This is a genomic window from Rhizobium sp. P44RR-XXIV, from assembly GCF_001999485.2.
Lineage (GTDB): Bacteria > Pseudomonadota > Alphaproteobacteria > Rhizobiales > Rhizobiaceae > Rhizobium.
This window is the reverse complement of sequence record NZ_MPVZ02000028.1, coordinates 1,409,298-1,435,551: the sequence shown is the minus strand read 5'-3', so window position 1 is coordinate 1,435,551 and position 26,254 is coordinate 1,409,298. Positions and strand designations below refer to the sequence as shown.

23 protein-coding genes and 2 pseudogenes are annotated in these 26,254 nt (G+C 60.2%); 9 read left to right on the top strand and 16 right to left on the bottom strand.

All coding sequences use genetic code 11. The annotated features are described in order from the left end of the window. Nucleotides 1-42: 42 nt before the first annotated feature. From BSK43_RS24185 to BSK43_RS24165, 5 genes are all read right to left on the bottom strand, one after another. On the bottom strand, nt 43-2,094 hold the full coding sequence (locus BSK43_RS24185) for a prolyl oligopeptidase family serine peptidase (RefSeq protein WP_136687214.1): 2,052 nt from the start codon (nt 2,092-2,094) through the stop codon (nt 43-45). A 115-nt stretch (nt 2,095-2,209) separates the two neighbouring features. After that, on the bottom strand, nt 2,210-3,100 hold the full coding sequence (locus BSK43_RS24180) for a polysaccharide deacetylase family protein (protein ID WP_077470030.1): 891 nt from the start codon (nt 3,098-3,100) through the stop codon (nt 2,210-2,212). A gap of 105 nt (nt 3,101-3,205) precedes the next feature. After that, a complete protein-coding gene (locus BSK43_RS24175; protein ID WP_077470031.1) occupies nt 3,206-5,095 on the bottom strand; it encodes an ABC-F family ATP-binding cassette domain-containing protein in 1,890 nt (629 codons plus the stop codon). Between the two features lie 49 nt (nt 5,096-5,144). Beyond that, nucleotides 5,145-5,651: a hypothetical protein gene (locus BSK43_RS24170; protein WP_077470032.1), complete on the bottom strand. Its 507-nt coding sequence runs from the start codon at nt 5,649-5,651 to the stop codon at nt 5,145-5,147. Between the two features lie 176 nt (nt 5,652-5,827). Beyond that, nucleotides 5,828-6,337, bottom strand: a complete 510-nt coding sequence (locus BSK43_RS24165; RefSeq protein WP_077470144.1) for a DinB family protein — start codon at nt 6,335-6,337, stop codon at nt 5,828-5,830. A 191-nt stretch (nt 6,338-6,528) separates the two neighbouring features. On the opposite strand from BSK43_RS24165, the gene ndk reads away from it, so the two are divergent. Continuing rightward, nucleotides 6,529-6,951: a nucleoside-diphosphate kinase gene (gene ndk, locus BSK43_RS24160; RefSeq protein WP_077470033.1), complete on the top strand. Its 423-nt coding sequence runs from the start codon at nt 6,529-6,531 to the stop codon at nt 6,949-6,951. A 72-nt stretch (nt 6,952-7,023) separates the two neighbouring features. Here ndk and BSK43_RS24155 read toward each other — a convergent pair whose 3' ends face one another. Both BSK43_RS24155 and BSK43_RS24150 read right to left on the bottom strand, forming a co-directional pair. Further along, nucleotides 7,024-7,533, bottom strand: coding sequence for a hypothetical protein (locus tag BSK43_RS24155; RefSeq protein ID WP_077470034.1), 510 nt, complete (start codon nt 7,531-7,533; stop codon nt 7,024-7,026). After that, nucleotides 7,530-8,078 carry a CGNR zinc finger domain-containing protein gene (locus tag BSK43_RS24150; RefSeq protein WP_068385702.1) on the bottom strand — a complete coding sequence of 183 codons (549 nt, stop codon included), beginning with the start codon at nt 8,076-8,078 and terminating at the stop codon, nt 7,530-7,532. Before BSK43_RS24150 ends, BSK43_RS24155 begins: the two co-directional genes overlap by 4 nt. A gap of 66 nt (nt 8,079-8,144) precedes the next feature. Between BSK43_RS24150 and BSK43_RS24145 the strand changes: the two genes are divergently transcribed. Continuing rightward, on the top strand, nt 8,145-9,041 hold the full coding sequence (locus BSK43_RS24145) for a branched-chain amino acid ABC transporter permease (RefSeq protein WP_077470035.1): 897 nt from the start codon (nt 8,145-8,147) through the stop codon (nt 9,039-9,041). Nucleotides 9,042-9,044: 3 nt separating this feature from the next. On the opposite strand, the gene BSK43_RS24140 is transcribed toward BSK43_RS24145, so the two are convergent. The 5 genes and pseudogenes from BSK43_RS24140 to BSK43_RS24120 form a co-directional block, all read right to left on the bottom strand. Then, nucleotides 9,045-9,512 (bottom strand): molybdenum cofactor biosynthesis protein MoaE, encoded by a 468-nt coding sequence (locus BSK43_RS24140; protein ID WP_077470036.1) that lies wholly within the window; start codon nt 9,510-9,512, stop codon nt 9,045-9,047. Nucleotides 9,513-9,636: 124 nt separating this feature from the next. Then, nucleotides 9,637-9,891: a molybdopterin converting factor subunit 1 gene (moaD, locus tag BSK43_RS24135; protein ID WP_077470145.1), complete on the bottom strand. Its 255-nt coding sequence runs from the start codon at nt 9,889-9,891 to the stop codon at nt 9,637-9,639. Beyond that, the gene (gene pgsA, locus BSK43_RS24130; protein ID WP_077470037.1) at nt 9,891-10,478 is read right to left on the bottom strand and encodes a CDP-diacylglycerol--glycerol-3-phosphate 3-phosphatidyltransferase; all 588 of its coding nucleotides are present in this window, start codon (nt 10,476-10,478) and stop codon (nt 9,891-9,893) included. The genes moaD and pgsA overlap by 1 nt, the downstream gene beginning before the upstream one ends. Nucleotides 10,479-10,688: 210 nt before the next feature. Continuing rightward, the gene (gene uvrC, locus BSK43_RS24125; RefSeq protein WP_077470038.1) at nt 10,689-12,731 is read right to left on the bottom strand and encodes an excinuclease ABC subunit UvrC; all 2,043 of its coding nucleotides are present in this window, start codon (nt 12,729-12,731) and stop codon (nt 10,689-10,691) included. Continuing rightward, nucleotides 12,728-13,494 (bottom strand): annotated as a pseudogene (locus BSK43_RS24120) (SDR family oxidoreductase). The gene uvrC and the pseudogene BSK43_RS24120 overlap by 4 nt, the downstream one beginning before the upstream one ends. 363 nt (nt 13,495-13,857) lie before the next feature. Here BSK43_RS24120 and BSK43_RS24115 point away from each other — a divergent pair. Next, a complete protein-coding gene (locus BSK43_RS24115; RefSeq protein WP_077470039.1) occupies nt 13,858-14,490 on the top strand; it encodes an outer membrane protein in 633 nt (210 codons plus the stop codon). Nucleotides 14,491-14,596: 106 nt separating this feature from the next. On the opposite strand, the gene BSK43_RS24110 is transcribed toward BSK43_RS24115, so the two are convergent. Both BSK43_RS24110 and BSK43_RS24105 read right to left on the bottom strand, forming a co-directional pair. Next, entirely contained in the window at nt 14,597-15,190 is a 594-nt protein-coding gene (locus BSK43_RS24110) for a glutathione S-transferase (protein WP_077470040.1), read from the bottom strand. A gap of 31 nt (nt 15,191-15,221) precedes the next feature. Beyond that, a complete protein-coding gene (locus BSK43_RS24105; protein ID WP_077470041.1) occupies nt 15,222-16,073 on the bottom strand; it encodes a 23S rRNA (adenine(2030)-N(6))-methyltransferase RlmJ in 852 nt (283 codons plus the stop codon). 81 nt (nt 16,074-16,154) lie between these two features. On the opposite strand from BSK43_RS24105, the gene BSK43_RS24100 reads away from it, so the two are divergent. From BSK43_RS24100 to BSK43_RS24090, 3 genes are all read left to right on the top strand, one after another. After that, nucleotides 16,155-18,278, top strand: coding sequence for a molybdopterin oxidoreductase family protein (locus BSK43_RS24100; protein ID WP_246662663.1), 2,124 nt, complete (start codon nt 16,155-16,157; stop codon nt 18,276-18,278). Beyond that, a complete protein-coding gene (locus tag BSK43_RS24095) occupies nt 18,275-18,850 on the top strand; it encodes an NUDIX domain-containing protein (RefSeq protein WP_077470043.1) in 576 nt (191 codons plus the stop codon). Before BSK43_RS24100 ends, BSK43_RS24095 begins: the two co-directional genes overlap by 4 nt. Nucleotides 18,851-18,988: 138 nt before the next feature. Further along, nucleotides 18,989-20,158: an alpha-D-ribose 1-methylphosphonate 5-triphosphate diphosphatase gene (locus BSK43_RS24090; protein ID WP_077470044.1), complete on the top strand. Its 1,170-nt coding sequence runs from the start codon at nt 18,989-18,991 to the stop codon at nt 20,156-20,158. A gap of 3 nt (nt 20,159-20,161) precedes the next feature. Here BSK43_RS24090 and purN read toward each other — a convergent pair whose 3' ends face one another. Together purN and purM are read right to left on the bottom strand one after the other, a co-directional pair. Beyond that, complete coding sequence (gene purN / locus BSK43_RS24085; RefSeq protein WP_077470045.1) at nt 20,162-20,833, bottom strand: phosphoribosylglycinamide formyltransferase; 672 nt, start codon at nt 20,831-20,833, stop codon at nt 20,162-20,164. Continuing rightward, nucleotides 20,830-21,903 carry a phosphoribosylformylglycinamidine cyclo-ligase gene (gene purM, locus BSK43_RS24080; protein WP_077470046.1) on the bottom strand — a complete coding sequence of 358 codons (1,074 nt, stop codon included), beginning with the start codon at nt 21,901-21,903 and terminating at the stop codon, nt 20,830-20,832. Before purM ends, purN begins: the two co-directional genes overlap by 4 nt. A gap of 220 nt (nt 21,904-22,123) precedes the next feature. On the opposite strand from purM, the gene BSK43_RS24075 reads away from it, so the two are divergent. The 3 genes and pseudogenes from BSK43_RS24075 (at nt 22,124) to BSK43_RS24065 (ending at nt 26,249) form a co-directional block, all read left to right on the top strand. Next, the gene (locus BSK43_RS24075) at nt 22,124-23,254 is read left to right on the top strand and encodes an AI-2E family transporter (RefSeq protein ID WP_077470047.1); all 1,131 of its coding nucleotides are present in this window, start codon (nt 22,124-22,126) and stop codon (nt 23,252-23,254) included. Nucleotides 23,255-23,256: 2 nt separating this feature from the next. Then, nucleotides 23,257-23,969 (top strand): annotated as a pseudogene (gene hdaA, locus BSK43_RS24070) (DnaA regulatory inactivator HdaA). A gap of 78 nt (nt 23,970-24,047) precedes the next feature. Further along, the gene (locus tag BSK43_RS24065) at nt 24,048-26,249 is read left to right on the top strand and encodes an RNA degradosome polyphosphate kinase (protein WP_077470049.1); all 2,202 of its coding nucleotides are present in this window, start codon (nt 24,048-24,050) and stop codon (nt 26,247-26,249) included. Nucleotides 26,250-26,254: the final 5 nt, after the last annotated feature.

Here is a 26,254-nt window from a genome sequence, read left to right as displayed (position 1 = left end):
CAGTGGGCAAGGGTGACCAGGCATGATCTCCGACGGAGCGATTCAGCCGTCGCTCTGCTTTACGATCGTCTCTCGGAGAAAACTGTAACCCAGTGCGACGCGTGCCGCCAGTTCCGTCGATGCCCCGTCACCCCCATGGCCGCCCGAACCGAATTCATGAAACAGTGGATGATGGCCGAGCTCCTCCATGCGGGCGGCAAACCGCCGTGCATGCGAGGGATGAACCCGGTCGTCGTTACTGGAGCTCTCGATGTAGATCGGCGGATAGGTAATCTCGGAGACAGGCTTGATATTGTGCAGCGGCGAATAGGTCAGCAGATATTCGAGATCGGCCGGATCGTCGGGATTGCCGTATTCGTCGATCCATGCCTGCCCGGCCGGGAAGACGTGGAAACGGGTCATGTCCAGTACCGGCACCTGGCACCAGATCGCGCCGAAATCCTGCGGATAGCGTGTCGTCATGACACCGGTTAGCAGTCCTCCATTGCTGCCGCCATTGGCGGCAATACGCGAAGGCTTGGTGTAACCCCGGGCAACAAGATCACGAGCGACCGCGACAAAATCGGCGTAGGCCCTATAGCGTCCATGGCCCTTGGCGGAACGATGCCAATTGGGGCCGAGTTCGCCGCCGCCACGGATATAGGCCTGAACGTAACCGCCACCCTGTTCCAGCCAGCGGCCGATCGTGCCGGAATAATACGGACTGAGCGAAACGTCGAAACCGCCATAACCATAGAGCAGTACCGGCAGTTCGCCCTTCATCCAGCTTTTTGGCAAGACAAGCCGATAGGGTACCTTCGTGCCGTCTTCGGAGGTGGCTTCCAGCAATTCGGCGACCATGCCTTCACTGTCGAAATAGGCAGGCGAGCTGGCGATATGCTCAAGCTCAAGCGGCTTCTCGCGATTGGAAAGCTCCAGCCGATAGCTCGATGGCGGCTGGAGGAAACCGTTGCCGTAGACCTGCAGCGTATCGTCGCCGAGATGCAGGTCAGAATAAAGGGGCGAGATCCCCACCGTCTGTGCGTCCGCCGGCAAGACAATCTCCTGGACTGCAGCATCGGCCCGGGTCAGATCGAGGACGAAGAGACGCGGCTGCAAATTGTCGGACACGACGAAAACGCACCATTCCCGCATCAGCAAGAAACGCGAGATCGACTGCCGTTCGCTCGGCGAAAACAGCACACGCATCGCCGCATTGCCGGCATGTTTCGGCAAGGGCTGCAGCACAAGGCTGCCGGCAGCCACCCGCTCGTCAGTTTTCGCAAGCCAGAGACAGTAGGAATGGTTGAATCCCGCGTCGATCTCCTTCGGCAGATCGATCCGCCGCAACGAAAGGTCCTCATCCTCGATGAAGACGCTGGAGCTGCCGATTTCATGACCGGCAATGAACAGGCGCACCGGCCGCTCAGCATTCTCCGTAGCAGTGCTGTTGGTCAGCGGATTGAGCACGGCGCAGGAACCGTAGACGTCGGCATCATCGGCCGCATCGAGCACAGGCGCTTCTGCGGGGGCGACCCCGCGCTTCAGGCTGCGACCGACGCGCGGCCATCCCGAACGGGTCGAGGAGAAGCGATCGATCGAGCCGAAATAGGCGATCTCGTCGCGGCTGAGCCAGGTCGCGTGGCAGCGCACCGGTGGCGTGTCGAACCCGCCTTCGACGATGCTTTTCGCCTCGCAATCGAATTCAAGGAGCCGCATGGGATCGGAGCCGCCATCTGAAAGGCAAAGCAACACGCGGGTCGGCTCCCAGGGACAGGTAATCGCGCCGCGCCAGAGCCACGATCTGTTTTCACTGGCACAGAAGGCGTCGAGATCGAAGATCGGCTCCCAGGGTGCATCGGGGAGAGGGGTCTGGTCTGCGGGCAGCCGCGACCATACGCCGAGGGGATGATCCGCGCTGCGGTGGAAGTCGAACAGCCATTTGCCACGGCGCACGGCGTGGATCAGCCGGTCTTCCCGCTCGATAAGGGCTTTGATCGCCGCACTGTCCGCCTCGAATTCCGGCGTCTTCAGCGCCTTCTCCGATTGCGCACCCCTCTCGGCGACGAATTGCAGGGTGAGTGGATCGTCGTCGCGTTCGAGGTGGAGGTGCATAATAGCCCTGAAATCCATTGATGATGGCAGTCGCCCGCCACCAAATCAAAATACGCGCGAGACAACCATGCTTCCGCGGCCGTATTGACCATGGATGTTTCGGTGTTGACGGGTCTCAGCGCACCATCTTGATATCGGCCTGAGCGACGAGATTGGTCGCAGGGGCGGGAGCGTGCCGGTACTTGAGTGTCACCACCTTGTAGCCCTCTTTTTCCAGACGGGTGAGAAGGACCGGCAGCATTCTTACGGTCCGCTGGTGGATGTCGTGCATCAGAATGATGCCGTGGCCGCGTTGATGCAGCTGTCTCATGGTGCGATCCGCCACAGCGGCGGGCGTCGAGGTGAAGTAGTCCTTGCTGTCGACGTCGACATCCATGACGATCATGCCGCGGTCGGCGATGGCGGCGCGCAGGCGCTTGGAATCGGCAAGGTAGGGGAAGCGGAAGAACGGCACGTCGCTGCCGACAACCTTGGAGACGGCGTTCTTGCCCTTGGCAATCTCGGCCATCGCCATGTCGAAACTCATCTTGTCGAGGTCCGGATGGCGGAAGGTGTGGCTGCCGATCGTGTCGCCGCGAGCGGAGACTTCCCGGGCGGTCGCCGGATGAGCCAGCGCCATCTCGCCGACCATCATGAACGTCGCCTTGACGCCGAACTTGTCGAGCGTGGCAAGAATGCGTTCGGTCTTGCCGGGGGCAGGGCCGTCATCGAAGGTCAGGACGACTTCCTTGTCCGCCAGCCTGATATCCTTGAGCGAGGAGACTTCAAGCGTCCGGCCGGCAAGATTGTGCGGGCCGTTGAGACCCGCCAGATCTCGGGTCTCGAGATCGGCGACGAGCCATTTGTTCGGCTCCATTTCGACCGGGTCGTTAGCTTTCAGCGCCTTGTGGCGCGGCTCTTCGGCGGCGTAGCCGGTCTTGAGCGAAGCTTCGCTGCCCGGCTTTGTGGCACATCCTCCCAGAGCCAGGGACACGGCAATGCCAGCCAGTAAAACGCGGTAGTTCATCGGAATCGCTCAACACTTATGTCAATGAAGGTTGAGCGTACTTTCCGTAATTATGGTTAATGATCGGTTAGGATCGGCTCCGAAACCATTAAGAATTCGCCGAGATCAACCGGCCATGGCGCTTTCATATTCCGCTGAAAGTTCCAGCCATTGCTCTTCGGCTGCAGCGAGCTTTTCAGCGGCATCCGCGCGCTGCTTCGCCTTCTCAGCAGCCTTGGCGGGCGCCTTCTCGTAAAGGGCGGGATCTGCAAGCTCTGCATCAAGCGCCTGAATCAGTTTCTCAAGCTTGGCGGTCAAGGATTCGATTTCGTTGATCTTCTTCTTGAGCGGCGCCTGCGAAGCACGGCGCTCGGCAGCGAGCTTGCGCTGATCCGCCTTGGAGACGGAATCGTCGCCGGCATTTGCCTTGGCCTTGTCATCGCGCGGCTTCGGGCTCGCAACGACGAGGCTACGATAATCTTCAAGATCTCCGTCGAAGACCGATACTGTGCCGTCGCGCACCAGCCATAGCCGGTCGACCGTCGCCTCGATCAGATGGCGGTCGTGCGAAATAAGAATAACGGCACCGGGATAGTCGTTCAGCGCCTGAATGAGCGCATTGCGGCTGTCGATATCCAGATGGTTGGTGGGTTCGTCGAGGATCAGCAGGTTCGGCGCGTCGAAGGCGGCAAGGCCCATCAGCAATCGGGCCTTCTCGCCGCCGGAGAGGTCCTTGACCTGTGTGTCCATCTTCTCCGTTGCCAGACCCATCTGCGCGACGCGAGAGCGCACTTTCGCTTCCGGCGTCTCGGGCATGCGGCGGCGCACATGCTCGACAGCCGTCTGGTTCGGCACGAGGTCATCGAGTTGATGCTGGGCGAAGAAGCCGATCTTCAGGCTAGGCGCCAGCTTCACATCGCCGCTCTCGGCGTTAAGCCGGCCGGAGATGAATTTCGCGAAGGTCGATTTGCCGTTGCCGTTCGAGCCGAGCAGGGCGATGCGGTCATCGGCATCGATACGCAGGTTCAGCCGCTTCAGGATCGGCTTTTCCGGCTCATAGCCGACCGCGCCGCCGCTGACGGCGATGATGGGCGAGGCGGGCTGCTTTTCGGGCTCCGGAAAGCTGAAGCCCATGACATGGTCTTCGATGACGGAGGCGACGGTTCCCATCCGCTCCAGCGCCTTGACGCGCGACTGCGCCTGCCGCGCCTTCGAGGCCTTGGCCTTGAAGCGGTCGATGAAGCTCTGCAGATGCTTGCGCGCCGCGTCGTTCTTGGCTTTCGCCTTCGTCTGCAACTCGTCGGCCTCGGCCTTCTGCCGCTCGAACTGATCGTAGGAGCCGCGATAGAAGGTGAGTTTCTTCTGGTCGAGATGGACGATGGAATTGACCGCCGTGTTCAAGAGGTCGCGGTCATGCGAGATGATGATGACGGTATGCGGGTAGCGGCGAATATAGTCCTCGAGCCACAGCGTGCCTTCGAGGTCGAGATAGTTTGTCGGTTCGTCGAGCAGCAGCAGATCCGGCTCGGAAAACAGCACGGCTGCGAGCGCGACACGCATGCGCCAGCCGCCGGAGAAGGAGGAAGCCGGGCGCTTCTGCGCTTCGTGGTCGAAGCCTAGGCCGGCGAGGATGCTGGCGGCACGCGCTTCGGCAGAATGCGCGCCGATATCGGCAAGCCGCGTCTGGATATCGGCGATCCGGTGCGGGTCGGTTGCCGTCTCGGCTTCCACGAGCAGGGCGGCCCGCTCCTTGTCGGCCGCGAGCACGATATCGATCAGCGGCTCTTCCGTGCCGGGCGCCTCCTGCGCGACCTGGCCGATACGGGCATTACGCGGGATCGACACCGAGCCGCTTTCAGGGGCGAAATCGCCGGTAATGATCCTGAACAGCGTGGATTTGCCCGCACCGTTCTTGCCGACGAGACCTGCCTTCGTGCCCGCCGGAAGCGTCACGTTGGCATGGTCGATGAGAAGGCGGCCGGCAATGCGGGCGGAAAGGTCTGAAATCGAAATCATGGCGCGGTTTTGGCCGAACTCGGCGCCGAAGGCAAGAGTGTGAAAGCGCTCAGGCGTCTGCGCGGAGGGCTGCTTTCGGCAGATTGGCGCAGTTCTTCAGCCTCTCGGTCAGCTCGGTCTCGTAGAGCATTAGATTGCTCAGGGAGGCGTTGAGGCTGTCGAGCGTCGCATTGACATCCGGAATCGTTGCGATCTCGCGGGCGAAATGCTGCTTTTTCATCAGCCCTTTGGCGAGCTGATCCGCCACCTCGCGCAGCATCTCGGCCGCATCGTTTTCGGATTTGCGTGCCACCAGTCCGCAATGGCTGACGAGGCGATGTTTCAAGCCGATCTCGTCGAGCCTACCCTGCGAGGGTTGGGGGCCAAGCGCCTCGATCTCTTCGGAAAGACAGCGGTCCTGCCCAAAGAGCGCTTCATGGAAGAGTTGATAGTTGCGCGGCAGGTTTCGGATCTTCAGCCGCGTCATGAAGCGGCCGATGGCTTCGAGCTCGGTTTCTCCTTCACCGTCAGCATTGTCGGTGAAATACGTGGAAACACCTGTCTGCGAACTCTTCATGCCTGCTCTCTGACTGCCACCCGGTCGATATATCTCTCCAATTTGCAGGTGCGCAGGTTAAGGCAGCATGAACAAAACGGCTTATCGGCTTGGCCACGCAACAAAATGAGGCGTATGCTCAACGCATGGGCGAGGTCGAGAAGTGCCGGCTCGCTCAATGCTTACATCGCCAATGCCTATATCCACTGCTGCCCTTCGGTGCGCTGGAAGTGCAAGAGGTCCAGCACCAACGATGGCTTGCCCATCGACGTCAGGATCATGTGGCATTGGCCGCGATGATGGGTGTGGTGGTTGAACATATGCCCCACTGCCAGGTGAAGTGGGTGAGTGATGGCGCCCGGTCGCAGGACGGATGTATAGGTGATGTCGGTGGCGAGAGCCGCAGCATCGAGCCTATCGACCCAATCCATGATGCGCCGATCCTCCGCTTCGCGCGCTGCACGAAGGCCTTCGAGATCGTCATGCAGAACGAGGCCCAGTGCTTTCGGTATTTCGCCGGTGCCGCTGAAGCGCTGCATCCATAATCGGTCCGCCACCAGGAGATGGTTGAGCGTGCCGTGGAGCGAACCGAAGAAGGCGCAACGGTCTTCGTGGAACTCCGCGTCGCTGAGGTCTGCCGCGGCATTATAGACCTGAACATTGGCCCAGCGATTATAGTCGGCAAGCATCCTGAAATACCTGAGCATATCGTTCTCCTCCATTGTGGTGGTGATGTTATCGCGAAGTTCGGCAATGGGCAGCCGCTTCATGGCCTCATGGGTCGCGAATCGGCGGCCCGTACTGTGACAGCGGCGTGAAATTGGCCCATACCCCTTGTTTTCGGGCTGTGGGGCGGGTAAAGACCGCCCACTTTTCTCTGATTACAAGGAATGGATCCATGGCGATTGAACGTACTTTCTCGATGATCAAGCCGGACGCAACGAAGCGCAACCTTACCGGCGCCATCACCAAGATTTTTGAAGACAACGGCCTGCGCGTCATCGCCTCCAAGCGCGTCTGGATGAGCAAGCGCGAAGCCGAAGGCTTCTACGCTGTTCACAAGGAACGCCCCTTCTTCGGCGAACTCGTCGAAGGCATGACCTCTGGCCCGACCGTCGTTCAGGTTCTGGAAGGCGAAGGCGCCATCCTGAAGAACCGCGAAATCATGGGCGCGACCAACCCGGCCAATGCTGCTGAAGGCACGATCCGCAAGATCCATGCTCTGTCGATCGGCGAAAACTCCGTTCACGGCTCGGACGCTCCGGAAACGGCTGCCGTCGAAATCGCCTACTGGTTCGCCGAAACCGAAATCGTCGGCTGAATCGGCCTCTCAGCTCCAGGGCTGAACGATTTGAATTGACTCATGAAAGCCGGGATCGCATCCCGGCTTTTTTCATGCCGGACAGGCGGCGTCGTGCCCATAGTCGGTGCTGCCGTCGCCCTTGAAGACCTCCGGATTGGCTGTGTAAACCGGGCCGACGACGAGGGGCTTGGTCGGCAGCACCGTCTGATCGAGATCGGATTTCACCTCGGTTTTGATCGTCTGGATCGTCTTGTTGCTGGCATCCACGAGCTTGATCGAGACGGAATAGGGGCGATCCTTGCGCACGCAGCGCAGGTCCGGGCTTTCGAGCGTGATCTTGTCCCAGAAGGAATAGATCTTCTCGCGGATCACAAGCGGATCGCCACCGGCTGGATTTTCGAATTCCGCGACAGCCGTCGTCCCCTCGGGAATTGGCGCGATCTTCTTGAGCGTGACCATGTAGCTGGCGCTTGCCACGCGATAATTGAAGACGAAGAGGCGGCCGCTCAGTTGTGTTGGACCTTCATCGTCTTTCCTCTGGCAGCCGGCTAGCGCCAGTCCCATGATCGTGGCGGATAATAGGATCGTTCGAATTTTCATGGTGCCGTCTCCTCCTTCTTGCGCCGGTAGTGCCGGCTTGCCTTGGCGCGGTTGCCGCAGACCGCCATGTCGCACCAGGCGCGGCTTTTGTTCTTGCTGCGATCGATGAAGAGCCAGCCGCAGTTGCCGCAGATTTTCATTCGTTCGGGATCGGGCATGGCGATCAGGCGCAGCGTCGAATGTACGGTGGCTGCATCGAGTCCATCGGACGAAGCGCGCTTGAGAACCTTCGCCAGCACAGCCAGGAGTTCGGCCAGCAGCATGTCGGCCATCTCGCCCTGAACGCGGGCGCGAAAGTAGCGGTCGATCGCTTCGCGCAAACCGATGAAGTCCGTCCTGTTCTCGCGCACCACAGGCAGAATATCGCCAAACAAGGCCCGCTCGGCGCAGAAATTCGCCGCCGCCTTCGGAAAGCTTTCCATCTGGCCTGCCGCCTCGAACCGGTCGACCCGGCGCTCGTCGTCATGGCGCAGGATCACGCTGTTGGCGACATCAAGTGCCAAGGCGCCACCGGAAAAGCGATGCGGGGTCCAGGAAAAGCTCATGTCGAAAATTATAACTGGTAAAATCAATTTTGCCAGTTACTATTTACCAATCCTTCGGAGGGGCGAATGGCTTATCTTCTGCAGCAGTTGGCGAACGCGGTTCCGCTTGCCGCGCTTTATGCCGCGCTGGCCTTCGGTTATGCCGTTGCGTTCGGCGTGATGAAGCGGGCCGATATCACCTACGGTGCGCTGTTCGCCTTCGCTGGCCAGATGCTGGTGCTGTTTACCGATGTCGGCTACACGCGGATGTATCTTATCCTGCCGGCCGCCTTCACCTTTGGCGCGATCGTTGCGGCGACTTATACGCTGGGCACAAGTTTGCTCGTTGGCCGGTCGATCATGCTGCCTCTCTCGCGCAAATCGCCGAATACCGTCATCGTCGCCGCGCTCGGCATGATGATCATCCTGATGGAGACGGCGCGGCTCGCCTCCAATACCCGCGGCATCTGGCTGCCACCCTTCCTGAACGGAGCGATCGTCTTCTGGGATAGCGGTGACTTCCGGGTGACGCTGACCGAGATCCAGCTGATCAATACCACATTGATGATCTTGGTCATCCTGGCCGGCGCCTATGTCCTCAAATGCACCGGATGGGGCCGCATCTGGCGGGCTGTGACCGATGACGCGCTGGCCGCCGAGCTTTGCGGCACAAGTGCCAATCGCGTCTTCCTGATGGCCTACGTCGCCTCGGCACTGGTCGCGACCATCTGCGGGCTGCTGGCCACCTCCTATTACGGCACGATGGATTTCGGGGCAGGGCTGATGTTCGGGCTCAAAGTGCTGATGATCGCGGCGGTCGGGGGCTATTCCGACCCGCTGAAGTCTGCGGCAGGCGCTGCGCTGCTCGGCCTGGGGGAAACCATGTGGGGGGCTTACGGCCCATTCCTCTGGCGCGACTTTGTCATCTTCTCACTGCTCGTCCTGCTGCTGATATGGAGCCGGCGCGAGCGGGTCGTTCCCTGACGCTTATTTTTTACCGTCCCATTTGGCACGAGCGGTATCGTCCGCGTCTTTGGCCGAAATCCAGTTCCCGGCCTTGCCGTCCCTGGCGTGTTCCTTCTTCCAGAAGGGAGCCGAGGTCTTCAGGAAATCCATGACGAAATTGGCGCCGTCGAAAGCAGCCTGCCGATGTGGCGCAGCAGCGATGACGAGGACGATATTTTCGCCGGGCACGATCTTGCCGTAGCGATGGATGGCGGTCAGGCCGAGAAGCCCGAAGCGCTCGACGGCGAGGTTGGCGATGCGGGTGATTTCCGCCTCCGCCATGCCTGGATAATGCTCCAATTCAAGTGCGCTCAGCGTGCCGCCATCATTGCGGCAGAGCCCAGAAAATGTCACGACGGCGCCAATGTCGAGCCGCCCCTGTGTCAGCCGGTCGATCTCCGTCTGGAGATCGAAATCTTCCTGCTGAACGCGGACAAATGGTGAAATCATCGCAATTTCCTTGTCGCCCTCCGAAACGGTCTGAGGAGCTTCCCGGCCCTTCGCTTTGGCTCAGGGCGTTCGTCGCTGCAATCGATTCACTGGATCGATTGCTCGGGCGTTGCCCGACCGCTCCTCACCCTCCAGTCATGGGCGGAAAGAGCCCGATCTCGCGCGCGCCGGCAATCAGCTCGTCATGATCGGCATGTTCCATGTTGATGGCGACGCGGATCGCTTCCGGAAACTGCAGCGCCGCTTCGTATTCTTCGCCCAAGGTCTTCAAATGGTTGAGGAGATCGCCGACTGTGATCACCTCGGCAGGCAAGGAAATCTCTTCCTCGGCCTTGCCGATCCGCTCGCGCACCCAGGCGAAATAGACGAGCCTCGTCATCATTCATCGTCCACGATATGCTTCAGGCCGGCGCGGAAATAGTCGTAGCCGGTGTAGATGGTCAGCAGCGCTGCGACCCAGAGCAGAAGGATGCCGATCTCCGTGGTGTAGGGTAGCACCTTGTCACCGGCCGGCCCAGCCAGAAGGAAGGCGATGGCCACAAGCTGCGCAGTCGTCTTCCATTTCGCGATACGCGTCACGGGAACACTCACCTTCAATGCGGCCAGATACTCGCGCAAGCCGGATACCAGTATTTCACGGCAGAGAATGATGATCGCAGCCCAGAGCGACCAGCCGGCAATGGTGCCGTCCGCAGCCACCAGAAGCAGGATCGAGGCCACCAGCAGCTTGTCGGCGATCGGGTCCAGCATGCGGCCGATATTCGAGGTCTGGTTCCAGATGCGCGCGAGATAGCCGTCGAGAAAGTCGGTGAGCGAGGCAATGACGAAGATCCAGAGCGCAACCCACCGAGCGAAATCGGAACCTTCCAGCTTGCCTTCGATGAAGAAGCACAGAACGATCAGGGGTACGCAGAGGATGCGGCCGTAGGTGAGCAGATTGGGGATGCTGTAAGCGCGCGAAGCCATGGAAATCGTTTCGTTTCGGTTGTATCGGCGGACTTTGATGAGCTTCTATTCAAGCCCCATCGCGTGCCGACCTTTTGATTGAGCATGATCTGGTCCAAAAACCGCTCCGCACTTTTTGGGATCATGCTTAGATGATGGTTTGACTAGCTTATCGTCAACATTGTTTCTGTTTTTTCACCGCTATTGCGTGGAATTTGCGACCGAGATTTCTTATTTCGCGGCGTCCTCGTGGAAATGATTATAGACCTGCCGCGCTACCGCTTCCGATATGCCTTCCACGGCCATCAGATCGGAGAGGGCGGCGCGTGATACGGCCTTGGCGGTGCCGAAATGCTGCAGCAGCGCCCGCTTGCGCGAGGGGCCGATGCCGCCGATCTCGTCCAGCGGGTTCTTCACCATCTCTTTCTTGCGTCTGGCGCGATGCGATCCAATGGCGAAACGGTGGGCTTCGTCGCGCAGGCGCTGGATGAAATAAAGCACGGGATCGCGCGGTGGCAGGGTGAAGCTTTCGCGGGAAGGAGGGAAAAAGCGCTCGCGTCCCGCATCGCGGTCGACGCCCTTGGCGACGCCGATGGCGATGACGCTGTCGGTGATTCCCAATTCCTCGAGAATGGCGCGCACGGCGGTCATCTGCCCTTGACCGCCATCGATGAGGATGATGTCGGGCCAGGCGGGGAAGGGCTGGTCGGCCGCATCGGCGGCGGAAGCCTCGGTCACGGCACTGCGGTCGGGCTTGCCCTCTTCCTTCAGCAGCCGAGAGAACCGCCGGGTCATCACTTCGCGCATCATGCCGAAGTCGTCACCAGGGGTGATGTCAGTCGATTTGATGTTGAACTTGCGGTACTGGCCTTTGACGAAGCCTTCAGGTCCCGCCACGACCATGCCGCCGACCGCATTCGTTCCCATGATATGGGAGTTGTCGTAAATCTCGATGCGCTGCGGCACGTAAGGAAGCTTGAAGGTTTCCTTGAAGCCCTCAAGCAGCCGCGATTGCGAAGCCGTTTCCGCAAGCTTGCGGCCATGCGCCTCGCGGGCATTGGCAACGACATGATCGACCAGATCGCGCTTCTCGCCGCGTTGCGGCACGAGGATCGAAACCTTGTGGCCGGTCTTCTCGCTCAGTGCGGTTGCCAGCAGCTCGATTTCCTCGACGGTCTCCGAAAGCAGAATCTGTTTCGGAACCGGCTTGTCATCATAGAACTGCGCCAGGAAGGCGTTCAGCACCTCGGCGCCGGACAGCGATGGGTCTGCCTTCGGGAAATAGGCGCGGTTACCCCAGTTCTGGCCGGTGCGGAAGAAGAAGACCTGGATACAAGAGATACCACCCTCATGGTGAATGGCGAAGACATCGGCCTCCTCGACTCCGGCCGGGTTGATGCCCTGGTGGCTTTGCACATGCGATAGCGCCGCCAGCCGGTCGCGAAAGACTGCCGCACGCTCGAAATCGAGATTCTCGGCGGCAGCATTCATCTCCTCGGCCATGTGCGCCTTGACGTTCTGGCTCTTGCCGGACAAGAAATCCTTCGCCTCCTGCACCAGCTCGGCATACCCCGCATCGCTGATCTCATGCGTGCAGGGGCCCGAACAGCGCTTGATCTGATAGAGCAGACAGGGCCGGGTGCGCGTTTCGAAAACGCTGTCGGCGCAAGTCCGGATCAGGAAGGCACGCTGCAGCGAATTGATGGTGCGGCCGACGGCGCCCGCCGACGCAAAGGGACCGAAATAATCGCCCTTGCGGGCGCGAGCGCCGCGATGCTTGAAAATCGCCGGCGCGCGCTGGTCGCCGGTGATCAGAATATAAGGGAACGACTTGTCGTCCCGCAGTAAGACATTGAAGCGCGGCCGCAAGCGCTTGATCAGATTCGCTTCCAGCAGCAGCGCTTCCGTCTCAGTGCGGGTGGTGACGAACTCCATATTGGCTGTTTCGCGCACCATCCGGGCAATACGGTTAGAATGCCCTCGGCCCATGGCATAGTTGGCGACACGCTTCTTCAGGCTGCGCGCCTTGCCGACATAAAGCACGTCGCCGGCTTCGTTGAACATGCGGTAGACGCCGGGGTTGTTCGGCAATCGCTTGACGAACTCGGCGATCAGTTCCGCGCCGCGAAGCCCGGTTTCGTTCTTGCCGCCTTCGTTCCAGTCGACGGGCACGACAGGGGAGGCGGCGGCATCGCCCTCTACCTCGATGTCGTCTTCTATATCATCCGATTCGTCGTAGAGAATGCCGCCGTCGGGCAGCTTTCTTCCATTCATTCCGCACTCTCCGCCACATCGGGCGTTTCCCAGGCAAGATGCTGGCCGCCATCGAGCGCTATCATTTGGCCCGTGATCGAGGGCGTGTCAAAAAGAAAGCGGATGGTGCGACCGAATTCCTCCAGCCCTGGCGCCGCCTTTAATATGAGGCCGTCGATCTGCGCTTGAAAGTCCTCCTCCGACTGTCGAACGCTGCGCACCGTCGGCCCGGGCCGATCGCGTTGACGCGAATGCGAGGCGCAAAGCTCTGGGCCATCGTTTGAGTCGCGGCCCAGAGCGCCGCCTTCGATAAGGTATAGGAATAGAAGCGCGGATTGAGCGCCCAGACCCTCTGGTCGACCATGTTGACGATCAATCCCGGATGGGGCTCGGGAAGTTGCCGGACGAAATCGGCAGCGAGGATGGAGGGCGCACGGACATGCACGGCAAAATGCGCGTCGAAGGCTTCCGAGTCGAAACGCTCGGCGGAATCACCGAGGAAAGCGGAGGCGTTGTTAACAAGCAGATCAAGTGGGCCGAGTGTATCGGTGACCCTTTCGACAAGGGTTGACGTCTCACCAAAATTTTGCAGATCGGCCTTGATCGCAATCGCCTTTCTGCCAGCTTGTCGCAATTTTGCCGCAATCTCCGCAGCCTCGGCGAATGATTGATGAGCATGCAGCGCCACTGAAAAGCCGTTAGCCGACAAATCCTCGGCAATTGCCCGGCCTATTCTTTTCGAAGCGCCTGTGATCAGCGCGGTTCGTAGTTTTTCCTGGCTCAAGATGCTGCCTTCTTCTCGTCGTTACCCGGTCGACGCTCATATAGGGTGTGGATACACCATATGAAAAGGTGTTGAGACGAAAGACGCTCTCGATGCGTCTTATGTAAAGCTTGAGTTATAGTTCGATTAAAATAAGTATACACGGTTTAACCATTGGTTATGGTTAACAATTCATCTGTTGCGATGAAGCAACATCGAAATTCAGCCACCTCTGTGCCACAATGATATCATATTTTGGCTCTTCCAATTCCTCATTTGCACTCCAATTTCAATCTCGATCCGGGAGGGATTTGTTTTAATTGCTCGTGACGCTTCGAAGTCAAAGATAGTAGACGAAGCACACGGGACTGAAAGGAGAAAAGTATGCGTACTCTCGTAACGACCCTCATGGTCTCCGCTTTGGCTCTCGGCGGCTACACCGCAGCTCATGCTGCCGACGCTGTTGAGCAGATCCCGCAGCCGCCCGTCGCTCAGGATGCACCTCCGGCCATCAATAACTGGTCTGGCTTCTACATCGGTGGCGAAGGCGACTGGAACAAGGGTCACTTCAACCGCACCGGCAACAGCTACGCCTTCGGCGGCGGCGCCTTCACCGGCTACAACTGGCAGCAGGGCCAGATCGTATACGGTGTCGAAGGTGACCTCGGTTACGCCGACTCCGAAACGAGCCGCAACGGCCTCACCGCCAAGAACGGCATCAACGGCTCGGTTCGCGGCCGTCTCGGTTACGACTTCAACCCGTTCATGCTGTACGGCACGGCCGGTCTGGCTCTCGGCCAGAACAAGCTCTCCGACTCTACGTCGTCTGAAAGCAAGACGGGCGTTGGTTACACGGTCGGTGCAGGTGCTGAAACCTTCATCACCAACAACATCACGGCTCGTCTCGAGTACCGTTACACCGACTACGGTAAGAAGACCTTCAACCTCGACTCGGGCAGCTTCTCGCGCGGCTTCGACGAGCAGAGCGTCAAGGTCGGTATCGGCGTCAAGTTCTAATCACTTGACCGCAAGGTATGAAGAAAAAGCCGGGGCTCTTGCCCCGGCTTTTTCTGTTTGTGCTTAGAGTTGTGAGGCATCAGCGCCTGATGTGATCGGGCACGATTTATGCCCGGGGCTTCATTGCCTGATAGGCCGGAAAATGCTTCTCGAACTTCGCAGCCCATTCGATCAGGCCGGCGTGATCCGTCTCCCATTGGCCTTCAAAGCGGAGCTGCAAATAGCCGATGAGGGCAGCAAGCGCGAAATGTCCCGCATGCAGCTTCTTGCCGATCTTCGGCGGTTCGGCGCTAAGATGCATGAGTGCGCGCTTTGCCTTTGTCCATTGCCGGTCGATCCACGGCTGGTGCTGCTTTTCAGGCTCGCGAAGCCGTCGTTCATAGACGATGGAGAGAAGGCATTCCTTCGTGCCGTCGCATAGCGCTTCCAGAACTTCGGCCTCGGTGCGCTTGCCCTTCTTGGGCGGATAAAGGCCGCCTTCCTGGCGGTCGAAGTAGTGCATGATCGCACGGCTGTCGAAAATCGCCTCGCCATCGCCGGTCAGCAAGGTCGGGATCTTGCCGAGCGGATTGTTGTCGACGAGCAGCGCCGGTCCTGCATTCGTCTCGACATGGATTTCCTCCAACTTGATGCCGAGATGGCGCGCCGCCATGCGCACCTTGCTGGAAAAGGGGGAGGCGGGCGAGCAGAGCAGTCTCATCAAGTCACCTGTGGGATATGCAGAGAAGGATTCAATGTTCGCCGCGCAGCCAGAAGGCGCGCTGCGAGGCGAAACGGTCCTGCGCCAGCAGGTCCTTCAACGCCGGCAGCAGCGCATGCAGCTCGTCCTTCAGCGTGAAGGGTGGATTGACGATGATGAGGCCGGAACCGGTGAGCCCGGTGAAGCCGCGATCGCTTTTGATGGTGAGTTCGGCGCAAAGCATCTTCGGGATTTCCAATGCCTGCAGCGCCTCGTGGAACTGCTTGATCGGCGCATCCTTCTTGATCGGATACCAGAGGCAATAGGTGCCGCCGGGAAAACGGCGCCACGCCTTCGCCAGGCCGTCTACCAGCCGCTCATATTCGCCGTCTTCCTCAAAGGGCGGGTCGACGAGCACGATGCCGCGTTTTTCCTTCGGCGGCAGATGCGCGCCGAGCGCCAGCCAGCCGTCGAGCTCCGTGACGCGGGCGTGGTGGTCACCCTCGAACAGCCGGTGCAGCCGCTGGAAGTCCTGGGGGTGCAGTTCCATTGCGGACAGCCGGTCTTGCGGACGAAACAGCATGCGGGCCAGTTTTGGCGAGCCGGGATAGAGCCGGATGCCGCCCTCGGGGTTCAGCTCGCGAACGGCAGTGAGGTAGGGCTCAAGCAGGTCGGCCACCTGTGGCACGAGTTCCGCCTCGAGCAGGCGGCCGATTCCGTCTTGCCACTCGCCGGTTTTCTGCGCCTCCTCCGAGGAGAGATCGTAAAGCCCGATGCCGGCATGCGTGTCGAGGACGCGGAATGCCTTGTCCTTGTTCTGCATGTAGCGGACGAGGCGGGCAAGGATCGCGTGCTTCAGCACATCGGCGAAGTTGCCCGCGTGATAGATATGCCGATAGTTCATTGTCGGTGAAGTCCGCATGAATTGTTGAGATGGGCCGGATTATCGCTAGTGGCCGGTCACCGCTTGAAATATAGAAATATCATGAACATTGCGACCCCTATTCAAGCCAAACCCCGCATTGGTCACACGGCCTGTCCGCACGACTGTCCGTCCACCTGTGCGCTGGAGATCGATCTGACCGAGGATGGGCGGATGGGCCGCGTCCGCGGCGCCGGCGATCATTCCTACACATCCGGCGTCATCTGCGCCAAGGTCGCGCGTTATGCCGAGCGGCTCTATCATCCTGATCGTCTGATGAAGCCTTTGCGCCGTGCCGGCGCCAAGGGCGAGGGGAGCTGGCAGGAAATCTCCTGGGACGACGCTCTGGACGAGATCGCCGAGGCCTTCGTCAAGGCCGAGGCCAGGGATGGCAGCGAGGCGATCTGGCCCTATTTCTATGCCGGCACCATGGGTTGGGTGCAGCGCGATTCCATCGATCGCCTTCGCCATGCCAAGCGTTATTCCGGCTTCTTTTCCTCGATTTGCACCAATCCGGCCTGGACCGGCTTTACCATGGCGACGGGCGTGCTGCGCGGCCCCGATCCGCGCGAGATGGGCCGCACGGACTGCGTCGTCATCTGGGGCACGAATGCGGTGGCGACGCAGGTCAATGTGATGACGCATGCGATCAAATCCCGCAAGGAACGCGGCGCCAAGATCGTCGTCGTCGATATCTACGACAATCCGACGATGAAGCAGGCCGATCTGGCGTTGATCGTCAAGCCGGGCACGGATGCGGCGCTCGCCTGCGCCGTCATGCATGTCGCTTTCCGCGATGGCTATGCCGACCGCGCCTATATGGCTAGATATGCCGACGATCCCTCAGGTCTAGAAGAGCATTTGAAGTCGAAGACGCCTGCCTGGGCCGCCGATATCACAGGCCTTTCGGTCGACGAGATCGAAGCCTTCGCCAAGCTGGTGGGAACCACGAAGAAGACCTATTTCCGCCTGGGCTACGGCTTCACCCGCCAGCGCAACGGTGCCATCGCCATGCATGCGGCGGCCTCGATCGCCACGGTGCTGGGCTCCTGGCAATATGAAGGTGGCGGCGCCTTTCATTCGAACAGCGATATCTTCCGCATGGATGCGAGCGAGCTGACCGGCCGCGCCATGAAGGATGCCGACATCCGCATGATCGATCAGTCGCAGATCGGCCGGGCGCTGACCGGCGACGCCGTGGCGCTGCGCCATCGCGGCCCGGTGACGGCCATGCTGATCCAGAATACCAATCCGGTGAACATCGCGCCCGAGCAGCGGCTGGTGAAGCGCGGCTTTGCCCGCAGCGATCTCTTCGTCGCCGTGCACGAGCAGTTCATGACCGACACGGCCGAGATGGTCGATATCGTCATCCCCGCCACCATGTTCGTCGAGCATGACGATATCTATCGCGCCGGTGGCCAGAACCATATTCTTCTTGGCCCGAAGCTGGTGGAGCCGCCACCGACGGTACGCAGCAACCTTTTCGTCATCGAGGAACTGGCCAAGCGTCTCGGCGTGGCGGATCGCCCCGGCTTCGGCTTTTCCGCCCGCGAGATGGTCGATCGGATTCTGACGAAAAGCGAGCTGCCGGATTACGACTATTTCCTCGAGCACAAATGGTTTGACCGCCAGCCAGCTTTCGAAGACGCGCATTTCATCAACGGCTTTGGCCATCCCGACGGCAAGTTCCGCTTCCGTCCGGATTGGGTCAACCAGCCCGCGCCGAACCGGCCGCCGGCCGCCGTTGGATTGCTTGGCCCGCATGTGGAGCTGCCGGAATTTCCGGATCAGGTCGACGTGATCGAAGTGGTCGATCCCGAGCATCCGTTCCGGCTCGCAACGTCGCCGGCGCGCAATTTCCTCAATTCGAGCTTTGCGGAAACCAAGACCTCCCGGCAGAAGGAAGGCCGTCCCGAAGTGATGATCAATCCGGCCGATGCCGAGCGGCTCGATATCATCAATGGAGAGCTGATCCGCGTTGGCAATATGAGGGGCGCTATTCGCCTCCATGCGCGCGTGACGACAGAGGTGAAGCCCGGCGTGCTGATCGCCGAAGGTCTCTGGCCGAACAAGGCTCATGTTGACGGCGAGGGCATCAACGTGCTCACCGGCGCCGATCCGGTCGCGCCCTATGGCGGCGCGGCGGTTCACGACAACAAGGTATGGCTTCGCAAGGATGTGGCATGACCGAATTTGGAAAGGCGAAAGCCGAGATCGTCAACGAAAAGACGTTGGCGGATCAATGGACGCGGCTGAGCAGCTACGATCTCGACTACACGGATTCGCGCGGCGAGAAACACCGGGTCAAGCGCGAGATCTACCATCGTACACCTGCCGCCTGCATCCTGCTTTATGATCCCAAGCGTGAGACGGTGGTGCTTGTCCGTCAATATCGTCTGCCATCGCAGTTGGTCGGCCTGCCGGCATGGATGATGGAGGTGCCCGCCGGACTGCTCGACGGTGACGATCGTGAAGCCATGGAGGAAACCGGGTTTCGCATTCGTGACGTCCGCTTCCTCTTCAAGGCGCTGACCTCTCCCGGTTCAGTGACCGAGGTCATCCACTTCTTTGCCGCCGTAATCGATACGACGGATCGCGTCGCCGATGGCGGCGGGCTTGCCGAGGAACACGAGGATATCGAGGTTCTGGAAGTTCGCTTGTCCGAAGCCATGGCCATGATCGAGGCGGGCGATATCTACGACGCAAAGACGATCATGCTGCTGCAATGGGCAGTTCTGAACAAGGCCAGCCTGACGTAAGCAGGCGGACGGTCAGGAGGTATATTCCCGGCGTTCATCATCATGTCACGAATCGGGGCTAACGGGGCGTCTTGATCGGAAACATTCGAATGTTTCCCTACCGCTTTCGATGTTTGACGCTGTTTCAGGAGAAAGCCGATGTGGCTCAGCAATTTCACGCTCGTTCTTCCCAATGAAGTCGTCGAGAGCGGCGCGGTGCGCATTGAGGACGGCGTGATTGCCGAAATCCGCTCCGAGCCAGTGGAACAGCCGACATTCGATGGTGGCGGGCGTCTGCTGATGCCGGGTTTCGTCGATCTTCACTGTGACATGATCGAGCGTGAGATCGCCCCTCGGCCGAATGCCATGATGCCGATCGATTTCGGCATTCACGAACTCGACAAGAAACTGGCCGCTGCCGGCGTCACCACGGCCTTTGCCGCACTCTCCTTTGCGACTGAAAGCGTCTACGGTCACGTCCGCTCGCTCGAAACCACCTCGGCGGTCATCCGTGGCATCAACGGCCTGCGCCATGAACTGTTGATCGATCATCGTGTCCATGCCCGCTACGAGATCACCAATCTCGGCGCCGCTCCGACGCTGGAGCGGCTGCTGGAAGAGGGCTCCGTCGATATGGTCTCGCTCACGGACCATACGCCGGGGCAGGGGCAATACAACGATATCGAAAGCTATATCCGCAGCATGTCCGAGCGCCGCTCCATGTCGCGCGAGGCGGCCGAGGAAGTCGTGGCAAAGCGTATCGCGCAGCGCCAGGACCCGGAGATCGAGCGCAAGCTGCACGACGTGGTCGGGCTTTCGCTGAAGCATAAGCTGTCGCTCGCCTCGCATGATGATGACAGCGCCGAAAAGGTTGCGGCGATGCACGATCTCGGCGTCACGATCAGCGAATTTCCAGTCACCGGACCGGCAGCAGAGGAAGCCTGCCGTCGTGGTCTTTGGACCTTGATGGGTGCGCCGAACGCGTTGCGTGGCCAATCCATGTCCGGCAATCTCAGTGCGCTGGATGCCGCCCGCTCCGGCCTGCTCGGTATCATTGCGGCCGACTACCACCCGGCTGCCTTCGTCCCGGCGATTTTCAAGATTGCGGACGTGGTTGCCGGTGGTCTACCAGCGGCGGTTGCGACGGCAACGTCCAATGCCGCGCGTTCGGCAGGCCTCAAGGATCGCGGCGAAATCGCCATCGGCCAGCTTGCCGATCTGGTGGCAGTCGAACCGGGCTCGGTTCACCGCATCCGCGCAACCTTCCGCGGCGGTCGCATCGTTTATAGCGACGGCACGCTGCATCCGCTGATGGCGCTGGCCGCCTGAAAACTAGCTCGCATCACCGAGCAGTGACACGACCTGCTGCCCTTTGGCGGCAGGCGTTTTGGCAAGGCTCACGGCCTTTCCGCCGTCCATCCTCACACTGCCTTCCGCGAAGAGGCGAAGCGACTGCGGATAGATCTGATGCTCGATCGTCAGTACGCGGGCAGCCAGCGCGTCCGCCGTGTCATCGGTCAAGACGGGTACGGCGGCCTGTCCAATCACCGGGCCTTCATCCATGCCTTCGGTGACGAAATGCACCGTGCAGCCTGCGATGCGCATGCCGGCGTCGATGGCACGCTGATGCGTATGCAGGCCGGGGAAAAGCGGGAGCAGGGAAGGATGGATATTGATGATCCGGCCTTCGTAGGCCTGGATGAAGCGGCCGGAAAGCAGCCGCATGTAGCCTGCAAGGCAAATAATATCGGGCGAGAGGGCGTCCAGCTGCGCAAGGATCGCCTCTTCATGGGCTTCCTTGCTGGCAAAATCCTTGCGGACGAAAGAGAATGTGGCAATGCCCTCGGCCGCGGCTTTCGCCAGCCCACCGGCATCGGCCTTGTCGGCGATGACGCCGACGATCTCGGCCGGATAATCGGCGGCCTTCGTGGCTTTCAGAAGAGCCAGCATATTGGAGCCGCCGCCGGAGATGAAGACGACGACGCGTTTGCGCGGCGTGGTCATAGAGCCAGCGTGCCCTTGTAGACGGTGCCGTGAGCGCCTTCTTCGCGCGCGATCATGCGACCGAGTGTGATGACTGCCTCGCCCTCAGCTTCGAGCGCGGCTTTGACGGCAGCAACATTTTCCGGCGCCACGACGACGATCATGCCGACGCCGCAGTTGAAGGTGCGCAGCATTTCCTTGGCTTCGACGCCGCCTGTCTTGGCGAGCCACGAGAAGACCGGCGGCACCTTGACGGCGGCCAGATCGATTTCAGCGGCCAGATGCTTTGGCAGCACGCGCGGGATATTTTCAGGGAAACCGCCGCCGGTGATATGGGCGAGTGCCTTCAGAGCATGGGTCTCGCGGATGGCCTTGAGCAGCGGCTTCACATAGATGCGTGTCGGCGTCAGCAGCGCTTCGCCGAGTGCCTTGCCTTCGGCAAAGGGGGCCGGGGCATCCCAGCCAAGGCCGGAAAGTTCGACGATCTTGCGCACCAGCGAAAAGCCGTTGGAATGGACGCCGGAGGAGGCAAGGCCGAGAATAATGTCGCCTTCGGCAATATCGCCCGAGGGCAGCAACTGACCGCGTTCGGCAGCACCAACGGCAAAGCCAGCCAGATCGTAATCGCCATGGGAATACATGCCCGGCATCTCGGCCGTTTCGCCGCCGATCAGCGCGCAGCCCGCATCGCGGCAGCCGGCGGCAATCCCGCCGACGATCGCCGCGCCCTGGTCGGGGTCGAGCTTGCCCGTGGCGAAGTAATCAAGGAAGAACAAAGGCTCGGCGCCTTGGACAACCAGATCGTTGACGCACATAGCGACGAGGTCGATGCCGACTGTGTCGTGATAGTTCGCGTCGATGGCGATCTTCAGCTTGGTGCCGACGCCGTCATTGGCAGCGACCAGCACAGGATCGGTAAAGCCCGCGGCTTTGAGATCAAACAGGCCGCCGAAACCGCCGATTTCGCCATCGGCGCCGGGGCGGCGCGTCGAGCGCACGGCAGGCTTGATCTTTTCGACGAGCAGGTTGCCGGCATCGATATCGACACCCGCGTCGCTATAGGTCAGACCGTTTTTTCCAGACTGGCTCATGCTTGCGCCTCCGATGGCCGCCCTTCGTCTCGACAGGGCTTCGATCGGGTCGCCATTGCATGATAGGGCCGTTTATGCAAGGCGCAAGCGCCTCAAACCCCTCGATTTCCCCGCTTCACAGCGCATGAAGCCGATTTCCGGTCTGAGGCTTGACCATAATTGCAGCATCATCCTATGTCCTAAGCAAGCGGCAGGTAGGCCGGAAACAGCGGGGAAGTCGATGGAGCAAAAGGTCAGCGGAGCGAGCCTCAAGCGTCAAGTCACGTTCTGGGTGATCGTGCTCGTCGTCTTCATCAGCTTTGTCTATATCTTCAGCACGATCCTGCTGCCGTTCATCGCCGGCATGGCGGTCGCCTATTTTCTCGATCCGATCGCCGACCGGCTGGAAAGGCTTGGCCTCAGCCGCCTGATGGCGACAGTGGTGATCCTCGTATCCTTCGTGCTGGTCTTCGCTCTGGCGCTGACGATCGTCATTCCGATCATCATCAACCAGTTCAACGACTTCATTCAGCACATACCGACCTATGTGCAGCAGATACAGCAGCTAATCGCCAAGGCGCAGACGATGGTGCTGCCGGACTGGATCCGCAATCAGCTCGGCGCGATCAAGGACAATTTCTCCAGCATCATGTCGGAAGGCCTGAGCTTCGTCGGCGGCCTGTTCGCCCAGCTCTGGAGTTCCGGCAAGGCGCTCGTCAACATCCTCTCGCTGATGGTCGTCACACCTGTCGTCGCCTTTTACATGCTGCTCGACTGGGACCGGATGATTGCCAAGGTGGACGACTGGATCCCGCGGGACCACGTCGCCACTGTCCGCCAGATTGCTCGTGAGATCGATCAGGCGATTGCCGGTTTCATCCGGGGACAGGGCTCGCTCTGCATTATTCTCGGCGTGTATTACGGTGTCGGCCTCTCGCTCGTCGGCTTGAACTTCGGTCTTCTGATCGGCCTGTTCGCCGGCGCAATCAGCTTCATTCCCTATGTGGGCTCGATGGTTGGGCTGGTTCTGGCCGTCGGAGTGGCGCTGGTCCAGTTCTGGCCAGATTATCTTTGGGTCGGCCTCACGCTCGCGGTCTTCTTCACCGGACAGTTCCTCGAGGGCAACGTGCTTCAGCCGAAGCTCGTCGGCGAAAGTGTCGGCCTGCATCCGGTCTGGCTGATGTTCGCGCTTTTCGCCTTTGGCGCCCTTTTCGGCTTTGTCGGCCTTTTGATCGCGGTTCCGGCCGCGGCAGCCTGCGGCGTGCTTGTCCGGTTTGCCCTTTCGAGATACCTTCAGAGCGATCTCTACCACGGCCGTTCGGAAGCAGGTAAGGCGCGCAGAGCCAAGGCCGGCAAGCCCGAGAACAGCTAGACATGACCGATACAAAAAATGCTGATGTGAGGCGCAAGACCGCCGAACAGCTACCCTTGGCCTTTACGCACGACCCCGCAAGCGGCCGTGACGACCTTCTCGTCGCCAATCCATTGAACGCGGCGGTGAAGATCGTCGATTCCTGGCCGCATTGGCCGTCGCCGGTGGTCATCCTTGCCGGTCCGGTCGGCTCGGGAAAATCGCATCTCGCCAATATCTGGAGCGAGAGATGCGACGCAACGTCGATCCATCCCGTGGCGGGCGCCAATGCCGCCGTTGTGGCTGCGAACGGCCCCGTCATCTTCGAAGATGTAGATCGCCTCGGCTTTGACGATAGAGAGCTCTTCCATGTCATTAACAGTGTCAGGGAAAACCGCACCAGCCTGCTGATGACGACGCGCCTCTGGCCGATGTCCTGGCCGGTCACCTTGCCGGATCTGCGCTCTCGCCTGAAGGCGGCGACGGTGGTCGAAATCGGCGAGCGGATGAGGAATTGCTGTCGCAGGTGATCGTAAAACTCTTCGCCGACCGCCAGCTTTATATCGATGACAAACTCGTCCTTTATATCGTCAATCGAATGGAGCGTTCCATGAACGCGGCGCAGCTGATCGTCGACCGGCTGGATCGGCTGGCGCTTGCGCGAGGCACGCGAATTACGCGTGTGCTGGCGACTGAAGTGTTGAATGAACTGGGTAATGCCGCTCAACCCGATTGAGCTGATGTTGAACTGTCACAGTTCCGTCGTCAAACTGATATACGTGGCACATGGGTTAGAGATGAGGGTAGGTGGAACATGGACTCGGCAGTAACGGAACATCAGGACGCCAGCCAAGAGACACCGGAGGCCACGCCGCCGATCAACGAGCTGCTGAGCAGCCCCGAACGCTTCATCAACCGCGAATTTTCCTGGCTGCAGTTCAATCGCCGCGTTCTCGAGGAGACGTTGAACACGGCGCATCCGCTGCTGGAACGCGTGCGCTTCCTCTCCATTTCCGCCGCCAATCTCGACGAGTTCTTCATGGTGCGCGTCGCCGGTCTTGAAGGCCAGGTCCGCCAGAAGATCTTGGTGCGCACGCCCGACGGCAAGACACCGGCCGAACAGCTCGACGATATCCTGCGCGAGATCGACAATCTGCAGATGGAACAGCAGGCTTCGCTTGCCGTCCTGCAGCAATATCTCGCCAAGGAAGACATTCTGATCGTCCGCCCGGCCGCCCTTTCCGATATGGATCGGCAGTGGCTGCACACCGAGTTCGAGCAGGCGATCTTCCCCGTCCTGACACCGCTCTCCATCGATCCGGCCCATCCGTTCCCGTTCATTCCGAACCTCGGTTTCTCGATCGCGCTGCAGCTGAAGAGCATGAACGGTCGCGAGCCGATGACGGCACTGCTGCGTCTGCCGCCGGCGCTCGATCGCTTCGTGCGCCTGCCGGATGCGAGCAACGTCATCCGCTACATCACGCTTGAAGACGTGGTGAACATCTTCATCCACCGGCTCTATCCCGGCTATGAAGTGCAGGGCTCGGGTACGTTCCGCCTGATCCGCGACAGCGATATCGAAGTCGAGGAAGAGGCCGAAGATCTCGTGCGCTTCTTCGAAACCGCACTGAAGCGCCGCCGCCGCGGTTCGGTGATCCGCATCGAGACCGACTCCGAAATGCCGCTCGAGCTGCGTCAGTTCGTGGTGGAATCGCTGAACGTGCCGGGCAACCGCATCGCGGTTCTGCCGGGCCTGCTCGCCCTCAATACGCTCTCCGAAATCTGCAAGGCGCCGCGCGACGATCTGCGCTTCGAGCCCTATAATGCGCGATTTCCTGAGCGTGTTCGCGAACATGCCGGCGATTGCTTCGCCGCCATCCGCGAAAAGGACATGGTGGTCCACCACCCCTACGAATCCTTCGACGTGGTGGTCCAGTTCCTTCTCCAGGCTGCTAGGGATCCTGACGTTCTGGCGATAAAGCAGACGCTTTATCGTACGTCGAATGACAGCCCGATCGTACGTGCGCTGATCGACGCGGCCGATCTCGGCAAGTCGGTGACGGCTCTGGTGGAGCTGAAAGCCCGTTTCGACGAAGAGGCAAACATCCGCTGGGCTCGCGATCTCGAGCGCGCCGGCGTGCAGGTCGTATTCGGCTTCATCGAACTCAAGACCCATTCGAAAATGTCGATGGTCGTGCGGCGCGAGGACGGCAAGCTGCGCACCTATTGCCACCTCGGCACCGGCAACTACCATCCGATCACCGCGAAGATCTATACCGACCTTTCCTACTTTACCTGCGATCCGAAGATCGCCCATGACATGGCGAACATCTTCAATTTCATCACCGGCTATGGCGAGCCGGAACATGACATGAAGATCGCGGTTTCGCCTTACACGCTCCGCAGCCGCATCCTTCAGCATATCGAGGGTGAGATCGAGCATGCCAAGAACGGCCATCCGGCTGCAATCTGGATGAAGATGAATTCGCTTGTCGATCCTGACATCATCGACGCGCTTTATCGTGCCAGCAATGCCGGCGTCGAGGTCGATCTCGTCGTGCGCGGCATCTGCTGCCTGCGTCCGCAGGTGGCCGGCCTTTCCGAGAATATCCGCGTCAAGTCGATCATCGGCCGCTTCCTCGAGCACAGCCGCATCTTCTGTTTCGGCAATGGCCAGGGCCTGCCTTCGGACAAGGCGCTGGTCTATATCGGCTCGGCGGACATGATGCCGAGAAACCTTGATCGTCGCGTTGAAACCCTCGTGCCGCTGACCAACAAGACCGTGCATGAGCAGGTGCTTTCGCAGATCATGCTGGGCAATATCATTGACAATCAGCAAAGCTACGAGATATTGCCGGACGGTACTTCAAGGCGCATGGAAGTGCGCAAGGGAGAAGAGCCATTCAATGCGCAGCAGTATTTCATGACCAATCCCAGCCTGTCCGGCCGCGGTGAAGCCTTGAAATCCAGTGCGCCGAAACTGATCGCTGGGCTGTTGTCGGGCCGCAACAAATAAACTGG